Origin of the sequence: Aromatoleum toluclasticum ATCC 700605 (genome assembly GCF_000378245.1) — a bacterium.
GTDB lineage: Bacteria > Pseudomonadota > Gammaproteobacteria > Burkholderiales > Rhodocyclaceae > Aromatoleum > Aromatoleum toluclasticum.
Map to the genome: position 1 here is coordinate 1 of NZ_KB899528.1, position 4,217 is coordinate 4,217.

The 4,217-nt window shown below is 66.4% G+C and carries 4 protein-coding genes and 1 pseudogene; 1 reads left to right on the plus strand and 4 read right to left on the minus strand.

Annotated elements, in window-relative coordinates; translation table 11 throughout:
- Together alc and F464_RS0127550 are read right to left on the minus strand one after the other, a co-directional pair.
- A partial coding sequence (gene alc / locus F464_RS0127545; protein WP_018993094.1) for an allantoicase occupies positions 1 to 1,021 on the minus strand: 1,021 nt, incomplete at its 3' end.
- Positions 1,022 to 1,099: 78 nt separating this feature from the next.
- Positions 1,100 to 2,473: a C4-dicarboxylate transporter DctA gene (locus F464_RS0127550; RefSeq protein ID WP_018993095.1), complete on the minus strand. Its 1,374-nt coding sequence runs from the start codon at positions 2,471 to 2,473 to the stop codon at positions 1,100 to 1,102.
- Between the two features lie 290 nt (positions 2,474 to 2,763).
- Between F464_RS0127550 and F464_RS0127555 the strand changes: the two genes are divergently transcribed.
- Complete coding sequence (locus tag F464_RS0127555; RefSeq protein WP_018993096.1) at positions 2,764 to 3,426, plus strand: GntR family transcriptional regulator; 663 nt, start codon at positions 2,764 to 2,766, stop codon at positions 3,424 to 3,426.
- Positions 3,427 to 3,602: 176 nt separating this feature from the next.
- Here F464_RS0127555 and F464_RS0127560 read toward each other — a convergent pair whose 3' ends face one another.
- Positions 3,603 to 4,112, minus strand: a complete 510-nt coding sequence (locus tag F464_RS0127560; RefSeq protein ID WP_018993097.1) for an ureidoglycolate lyase — start codon at positions 4,110 to 4,112, stop codon at positions 3,603 to 3,605.
- Positions 4,109 to 4,217, minus strand: a pseudogene (locus F464_RS32120) (allantoicase); the annotation flags it as partial. The gene F464_RS0127560 and the pseudogene F464_RS32120, both read right to left, overlap by 4 nt.

The window sequence follows — 4,217 nt, forward strand, 5'->3', positions numbered from 1 at the left end:
TCCCCCACAGACGCAGGCGGGAGACGCCGCCGTCCGGGATGATGTTGAGGCGTACGTGGGTGACGGGCCCGAGCTTGGCGATCTGTTCGGCGAAGCTGTGGATGGCGTCCATGGAGAGCTTCTGTTCGGGCAGCAGCACGGGCCAGAACATGCTCTGGGTGATCACGGACTGGTCGGTGCCGCCCTCGACGAAGGCGGCCTGGATGGAGCAGCGGTCGGGGTAGTTGCCCTTGAAGTGGGCGGTGTCGACTTCGATCTTCTCGATTGTGCCGGCCGCACCCAGCTGCAGGATGCACCAGTCGGAGCCGGGCTCGCGGCGGCGGCGGGTTTCCCAGCCGTCGCCCATGTTGATGCCGCGTCCGGGCAGGATCAGGTTGGCGGCGGTGCCGAAGTGCGCGTCGTTCCACGCCACGGGGCGGCCGCCGTTTTCCAGCGCGACCAGATCGACGAGTTGATCGCCGACGTTCTCAAACACGCCCACCGGTTGGCCATACACGCGCAGGCGCGCGATGCCGCCGTCGGGGTAGATGTTCACGCGCAGGTGGGTGTACGCCGCGTCGGAGTTCGCCTGCAGCAGGTGGTGACTGTTACCCGAGAGCGAGGTCGAGGGCAGGATCTCGACCCACTTCGCGTCCTTCAGCGCCGCGACGTCGTCCGAGTCCGAGACGGTGGCCTCGATCGAGACGGCGGGGGCGTAGTTGCCGGTGAAGTGGCTGGTGTCGACGTCGAAGCCGCGGATGGTGCCCTTGCGGCCGAGTTTCACGAAGCACCAGTCGTGGCCGGTGGTGCGCTTGCGACGGGTTTCCCAGCCGTCCATCCACTTGCCGTTGTCGTCGTACTTGCCGGGGATGAACTGGGCCGGTTCGGGGTTGAGCATGCGCGAGACTTCGGCGAAGAAGTCGTCGGAGGCATACAGCGCCTTGGCGCCGATGCGCGGATTGGCGAGATCCACCGAGCGGGTGGCCCAGTCGGGCAGGTTGGCGGGTTCGGCGATGCGGATGCTGCCGGTGTTGTGACTCATGATGTGTTCCTTGTCGGGGTTGGCGGTTTCAATGCCCGCGGCTCTGGCGGCCGCGGGTGGGTTCGTTCGGGTGCCGCGTCAGGCGCTGCGGGCTGCGACGGCGAGGTGTTCGGTGGGCAGCGCTTCCGCGGCGAGCGGGCCTGGGACGGTCGCGTGGGGCGCCGGCGCGCCGGCCAGCGCGTTGAGGTCGATCGTGATCTGGCCGTCAAGGACCTGATGGGCGCGCTGACGGTCGATGTCCTTCTCCCACACACCGACGACGACGGTCGCGACGCAGTTGCCGATCATGTTGGTGAGCGCGCGCGCCATGCCCATGAACCAGTCGACCGAGAGCACCAGCACGAGCCCGATTGCGGGGATCGCGGGGATCGCCGACAAGGTCGCGGCGAGGATCACGATTGCCGAGCCGGGTACGCCGTGGGCGCCTTTCGAGGTGACCAGCGAGATCGCGAGGATCGTGAGCAGGTCGACCAGCGACAGCGGCGTGTTGGTGGCCTGGGCGATGAACACCGCGGCGAGCGTCAGGTAGATCGAGAAGCCGTCGAGGTTGAAGGAGTAGCCGGTCGGGATCACGAGGCCGACGGTCGAATCCTTGATGCCCATGAGTTCGAGCTTGCGCATCACCTGCGGCAGCACGGAGTCGGACGAGGCGGTGCCGAGCACGACCAGCAGTTCCTCGCGCAGGTAGCGCAGCAGCTTGAAGATGTTGAACCCGGCCAGGCGCAGGATGAAGCCGAGCACGCCGACGACGAAGATCGCGCAGGTGAGGTAGAAGAGGGCGACCAGCATGCCGAGCTGCTTGAGCGAGCCGATGCCGTACTTGCCGACGGTGAAGGCGATCGCGCCGAGGACGCCGAGCGGGGCGAGTTTGACGATGAAGCCGATGAGCTTGAAGAACACGTGCGCGAGGCTGTCGACCGCGGCGGTCACGGGCTTGCCGCGCTCGCCGAGGGCCGCGACCGCGCAGCCGAACAGGATCGCGATCAGCAGCACCTGCAGGATGTCGCCCTTGGCGAAGGCGTCGAAGAAGGTCGCCGGGATGATCTTCATCAGGAAGTCGACGGTGCTCGTTGCCTGATGCACGCGCTCGGTGAGCCCGCTCATCGCCGAGGCGTCCAGCGACTTCGGGTCGACGTTCATGCCGACGCCGGGCTGCAGCACGTAGGCGAGCAGGATGCCAAGCGCGAGCGCGAAGGTGGTGACGACCTCGAAGTAGGCGACCGCCTTGATTCCGACCCGGCCGACCTTCTTCAGGTCGCCGGTGCTGCAGATGCCGTGGACGACGACGCAGAAGACGAGAGGGGCGATGATCATCTTGATGAGCTTGATGAAGCCGTCGCCGAGCGGCTTGAGACTGACCGAAAACTCGGGCCAGGCGAAGCCGACGACAACGCCAAGGATCAGGGCGATGACCACTTGGCCGAACAGGGTCTTGTGAAAACGTTTATGCATGGCTCACCTCGCGAACCGGATGAAGTAGGCTGCTTATCGCAACCGCTCGTGTGCCGTGTCGTCTCGGGCCTTTGGTGTGGATGCCCCGGGGCTTCGGCCATCCGGCTAGCGGTCACGGGATCGATGTGCCCACCGCGGATGCGTTCTCAAATGTGTACTGACATGTTAGTTAGCGTGTCACTTATTAGTCAATAAAAAATTTTTTTATGGATGGTGCTCGCATGCCATCCAACATTTGCCCTGCCGTGGCACCGGTGTACCATTTCAGTAATCTTGGAGAGGGCAGACGTATGAACATGCCGGACGGTGAAGGTTTGCTGCTTGGCGAAAAGGCCTTCAACGCGCTGAAGGCGATGCTGACCGGCGGCCAACTGCGCGCGGGCCAGTTCGTGTCGATGCCCGACCTTGCGCGCATGGTGGACCTGCCGCTCGCTCCGGTGCGCGAGGCCGTCAAGCGCGCCGAGTCCGCGGGTTTGCTGAATGTGCTGCCCAAGCGCGGCGTCGCGGTGATGGAAGCGACGCCCGATCTGATCCGCGAATACTTCGATCTGCGCCTGATCTTCGATCAGGAGGGCGCGCGGCGTCTCGTGCGTCAGGGCGACGGCAAGCGGCTTGCGGCGCTGCGCGAGGTGCATGTGCGCCTGCTCGATGCGGCGCGCAACGGCATCACACCGTCGCTGCAGCGCGAGGCGATGGCTGTCGACTGGGCGCTGCACGGCACGCTCTCGGAGTCGCTCGGCAATGCGACGGTGCGTGCGATCTACGCGCAGAACCGCGACCGCATCTCGGTGATGCAGCATTCGCGTCCGCTGCTACCCGACCGCATCGTGCCGGCGATGGAGGAGCATCTGGTGATTATCGACGCGGTCATCCGCGGCGACGAGCAGGCGGCGGCCGAGGCCGTGCGTCAGCATTTCGGCCAGACCTTGCGCTGGTGGGGCATCTTCGTCTGAATCGTGGATTGAAGGGTGCAGGTCGCAGCCGAGGAAGCCGCACACGAGGATCGTGTCCGCGTCGCCCTGCGGGAACCACGATGTCGCCCGTCTCGAGCCGGGCCGGGGGCAGTCCGCTGACCGCTGCCCAGCCGGCACCCGGGCGTGCGACCGGGAGGTCGCGCGGGGGAGGAGGATCAGCGGTCCGGATCGATTACGCCGGCTTCGCCTAGCCGTACTTCGTCGCAGTTGGGCCCGTTGCCGCTGCGGTCGATGACGAGAAAATCCGACACGCCGTCGAGCGCGAGCAGCGGGTGATGCCACGCGCCGCGGGCGTAATTGACGCCCTGGTCGCCGCGCGCGAGGAACACGCGCAGGTCCTCGACGCCCGGCGCGTCGCCCGCGGGCGCGACGACAACGAGGTAGGGTGCGCCCGACAGCGGCACGAAGGCCTGGCTGCCGAGGGGATGGCGCTCCATTATCTCCACGGTGAAGGGCAGTGCGCGCGGCTGGCCGCGGAAGATCGACACGATGTTGCGGCCGTCCGGGCCGGGATCGATGTGCGCGAGGTCGTGGTAACGCTCGGTGTTGCCGCCGTTGATCGTGAAGTGATGCGCCGCGTCGGACGCCTCGATCACGTCGCCGAAGGGCGCGAAGGCCTCGCGCGTCAGCGGCTCGACCTGCAGCCGGATCAGGGTTTCACTCATTTTTTCACTCTCCCCCACAGACGCAGGCGGGAGACGCCGCCGTCCGGGATGATGTTGAGGCGTACGTGGGTGACGGGCCCGAGCTTGGCGATCTGTTCGGCGAAG

Bases quoted from the DNA above. Each gene is read 5' to 3' on its own strand.
- F464_RS0127560 (WP_018993097.1), bottom strand. From the start codon at position 4,112: ATGAGTGAAACCCTGATCCGGCTGCAGGTCGAGCCGCTGACGCGCGAG.
- F464_RS0127550 (WP_018993095.1), bottom strand. From the start codon at position 2,473: ATGCATAAACGTTTTCACAAGACCCTGTTCGGCCAAGTGGTCATCGCC.
- F464_RS0127555 (WP_018993096.1), top strand. From the start codon at position 2,764: ATGAACATGCCGGACGGTGAAGGTTTGCTGCTTGGCGAAAAGGCCTTC.